The 3,371-nt window shown below is 61.7% G+C and carries 3 protein-coding genes; 2 read left to right on the top strand and 1 reads right to left on the bottom strand.

What is annotated here, in order from left to right; all coding sequences use genetic code 11:
• The first annotated feature begins 539 nt into the window (after nt 1-539).
• Both ACFPPB_RS20160 and ACFPPB_RS20155 read left to right on the top strand, forming a co-directional pair.
• A complete protein-coding gene (locus tag ACFPPB_RS20160) occupies nt 540-752 on the top strand; it encodes a hypothetical protein (RefSeq protein WP_377330428.1) in 213 nt (70 codons plus the stop codon).
• 42 nt (nt 753-794) lie between these two features.
• Nucleotides 795-2,657, top strand: a complete 1,863-nt coding sequence (locus ACFPPB_RS20155; RefSeq protein WP_377330426.1) for an FAD-dependent oxidoreductase — start codon at nt 795-797, stop codon at nt 2,655-2,657.
• 582 nt (nt 2,658-3,239) lie between these two features.
• On the opposite strand, the gene ACFPPB_RS20150 is transcribed toward ACFPPB_RS20155, so the two are convergent.
• Nucleotides 3,240-3,371, bottom strand: a 132-nt coding sequence (locus ACFPPB_RS20150; protein WP_377330430.1) for a 6-pyruvoyl trahydropterin synthase family protein, incomplete at its 5' end; no start/stop codon positions are given.

Raw genomic sequence — 3,371 nt, 5'->3', positions numbered from 1 at the left:
CAACGTTCAACGCCGCACGCACTGACATGCACGACGCAACACAGAGGACAACATGATGGCCAGCGAAAGCCTGAAAGCTCAAGGCAAGAGCATCAAGCGGGCGGTATTGACGGGAAGTCTCTTACGGTTTGTTAGGGATGGTCTGAATAAGTCCACTGCGGTCTGGAGAAGGGCGCCCCTTGTGGGAGCGACTTCAATCGCGATTGCGTAGCCGTGCGCTGCGCCGCCCGATTATGCATCGAGCCGCTGCAACGCGGGGATGCTGCAGGCCGCTGCCGCGGCCACCGCGACTGAAGTCGCTCCCACAATCTCGGCGATGAGCAGAAGCTTGTTCAGACGTTCCTTAGAGGAGTATTCAACGCAATCAGACACCACGTAACCGCCGGAGCTCAGTGGTTGCAAGTCCGGCAACACGAGCGCACCAGACGGACGGCGCATGGCACTGCTTGACCACTGAGGCAGCGCATGAACGAGGTTTCGACCACGAAGCGTATGGCGGTTGACTGAGAAACATAAGTGCATCTTGAAGAAGAGCTGATATGACTAAGGAAAAAGAGACATTCAAGACCATTCCCGTTGGCACCAAAGTATCGTGGCATTACCGGAGTGCCATTGGGCATGGCACGGTCACGGGCGTGCACAAGATGGGCACCAACGCGGACAATACGATGTACAGCGTTCGCCAGACTGATCACCACCCGGGAGAGCCGGCCGTCGTCCATCATTCGGGCAGCGCGCTCAGTCGAACCTGAGCTGCACAATAAGTCTTCGCTGGTCATGTCATCGTCTCGGTAATGGCCGCGAAGCGTCGCTGTCGCCGCGCGGGCATGGGCAGTGACGAGTGCCGCGGCTCGCATGAGGCGGTGGCGAAAAGCAGGAACCGTCATCATGTGGCTGATGACGATGAAATTTCACTTGTCCGTGGAATCCTCCCGGGATCGATCAGCACTCACCAGCAGATCACGCTGTCAGGTCTCTACTCGTTTTGGTTGCTTGGGGGAATCCTCATCCTGCTGCAACCCGAAGAGGTTTCAATGAGCGAGCAATCCGTGAGACTTGATGGCCCCGACCTGACACAGGGGGTGGTGATCTCGGCGATTCCCGATGGCGGCATGCTGCTGGGCCATGCCCGCGGCGAACCGGTGCTGTTGGCCCGGCGCGGCGACGACGTATTCGCGATCGGCGCGATCTGTACCCATTATGGTGCGCCGCTCGAACAGGGCTTGCTCGTCGGCGATACGGTTCGCTGCCCTTGGCATCACGCCTGCTTCAGCCTGCGCACCGGCGAGGCATTGCGGGCGCCGGCATTGAATCCGGTGTCCCGGTGGGACGTCGAGCGCGTGCATGACGTAGCGCGCCAGTTCACGCCGGCGCAGCCGCCGGTGGATACCGTGTACGTGCGTGAAAAGCTGGCGCGAGTCGCGCCGTCTGGCCACACGGATGTAGCCGGCGTTCCGGCATCCGTCGTCATCGTCGGCGGCGGAGCGGCGGGCAATGCTGCCGCGGAAACCCTGCGCCGGGAAGGATACGGCGGGCGCATCACGATGTTGAGCGCCGACGATGCATTGCCGTGCGACCGTCCGAACCTGTCGAAGGGCTATCTCGCCGGCACTGCGACCGACGCATCGAATCTGCTGCGGTCGACGGAGTTCTATGCCAAGCATGCGATCGATCTGCGCTTGAATGCGCGCGTCACCCGGATCGACACCGAGAACCGGCAGGTGGAGCTGGCGGACTTCAGTCGTGTCGATTACGACGCGCTGTTGCTGGCTACCGGCGCCGTACCGGTGCACCTGGAAGACGTAGCCGGCATGCACTTGCCACACGTGCACTATCTGCGCAGCGTGGCGGACAGCCGCGCCCTGGTCGACCGGGCGTTGAAGTCCAAACATGCAGTAGTAATCGGCATGAGCTTCATTGGCATGGAGGTGGCGGCCTCGTTGCGTACGCGCGGGATCGAGGTGCATGCAGTTGGTCTCGGTGATGTCCCAATGCTGAAAACCCTGGGGCCGGAGGTGGGCGTATTCATCCGCAAACTTCACGAGTCCCATGGCGTGACGTTCCATGTCGGGACGACCGTCGCGGCCATCGACGAACACCGCGTCACGCTGCGTAGTGGGGAAAGCATCGAGGCCGATCTCGTCGTCATCGGCATCGGCGTGAGTCCCGCGACTGAATTGGCGCAGGCGGCGGGGCTCGCCATCGATCGCGGTGTGACGGTGGATGAGTACCTGCAGACCAGCGAGCCGGGTATCTTCGCCGCCGGCGACATCGCGCGCTGGCCGGACCGGCGCAGTGGCGAGTGCATCCGCGTCGAACACTTTGTAGTGGCCGAGCGCCAGGGCCAGACGGCCGCGCGCAACATACTCGGGCAGCGTGAACCGTTCGACGCCGTCCCGTTTTTCTGGACCGAGCAGTACGACCTTGGCATCGGCTATGTCGGCCATGCGAAGCACTGGGACAGCGTCACCATCGATGGCGAGCTCGAGACGCGCGATTGTTCGATCACCTATCGCCGTGGCGACAAGGTATTGGCGGTCGCGACGATTCACCGCGATCTGGCCGGCCTGCGCACTGAGCTCGAATTCGAGCGCGCGATGGCGCACGAAAAAAGGTCTGCCGATGAGGCCGTCACGGAACAAATTCACCTTGGTTGAAAAGCCGCAGTCCGAAGCGAGCGCTGCGCGCCTTCATAAATGAGGAGGTGGCCATCCATCGAAAGCCGAGGCAGCCTCGTAAGCCGGCCGATTTCGGCAGTCTTCGCAAACTGCCGTATAGGCTTAGGGCTATCCCGATTATTGTGGCGGGCCTGGGCTCTGGGGGGGCGGACTCTACCCGGGCTCACTGTTGACGGGGTAGGTTTCGGTGGATCCGCCGATCAATATCGCCGCCTGCAAGCGGAGCGTGCGGCTGCCTCGACTGATGCTGAGCAACGGGGAGATGCTGATCTGGGGCAACTCTCTGCAGGCAATAGTGCCTGCCTCCAATGTTGCCCCCGGATTACAATAGACGCGACTGGACGCCAAAGTTGCAATCAACCCTTGGTATGACTGGGTTGCCGAGGCAGTATTGGACGGGAATGGGCGGGGATGGACGCTAATTTGGGTGGGTGCGCTCGAACAATGACCATCAAGCCCTGTTCTTATGCCATTCCCACTCACGCCAACGGATGACTTACCGTCAAAGTTACCGTCACGCTGTGGGCGCTGCCTCGCATGCTGGCGCGCTCCGGTGAGCTACTAGGCCCCTCGGAAGCGACACCCGGAGGTACAAGTCTCGTGCACTACGATCTCCGAAAGTAGCGGGAGCGTCGGCTTGAGCCGCTCCCAGATCCAGATCGCCAGCCGTTCGCTGGTCGGATTGTCCAGCCC

It is taken from the genome of Rhodanobacter terrae, assembly GCF_042657005.1.
In the GTDB taxonomy this organism is placed as follows: Bacteria; Pseudomonadota; Gammaproteobacteria; order Xanthomonadales; family Rhodanobacteraceae; genus Rhodanobacter; species Rhodanobacter terrae.
This window is presented reverse-complemented; position numbering and strand designations above follow the sequence as displayed.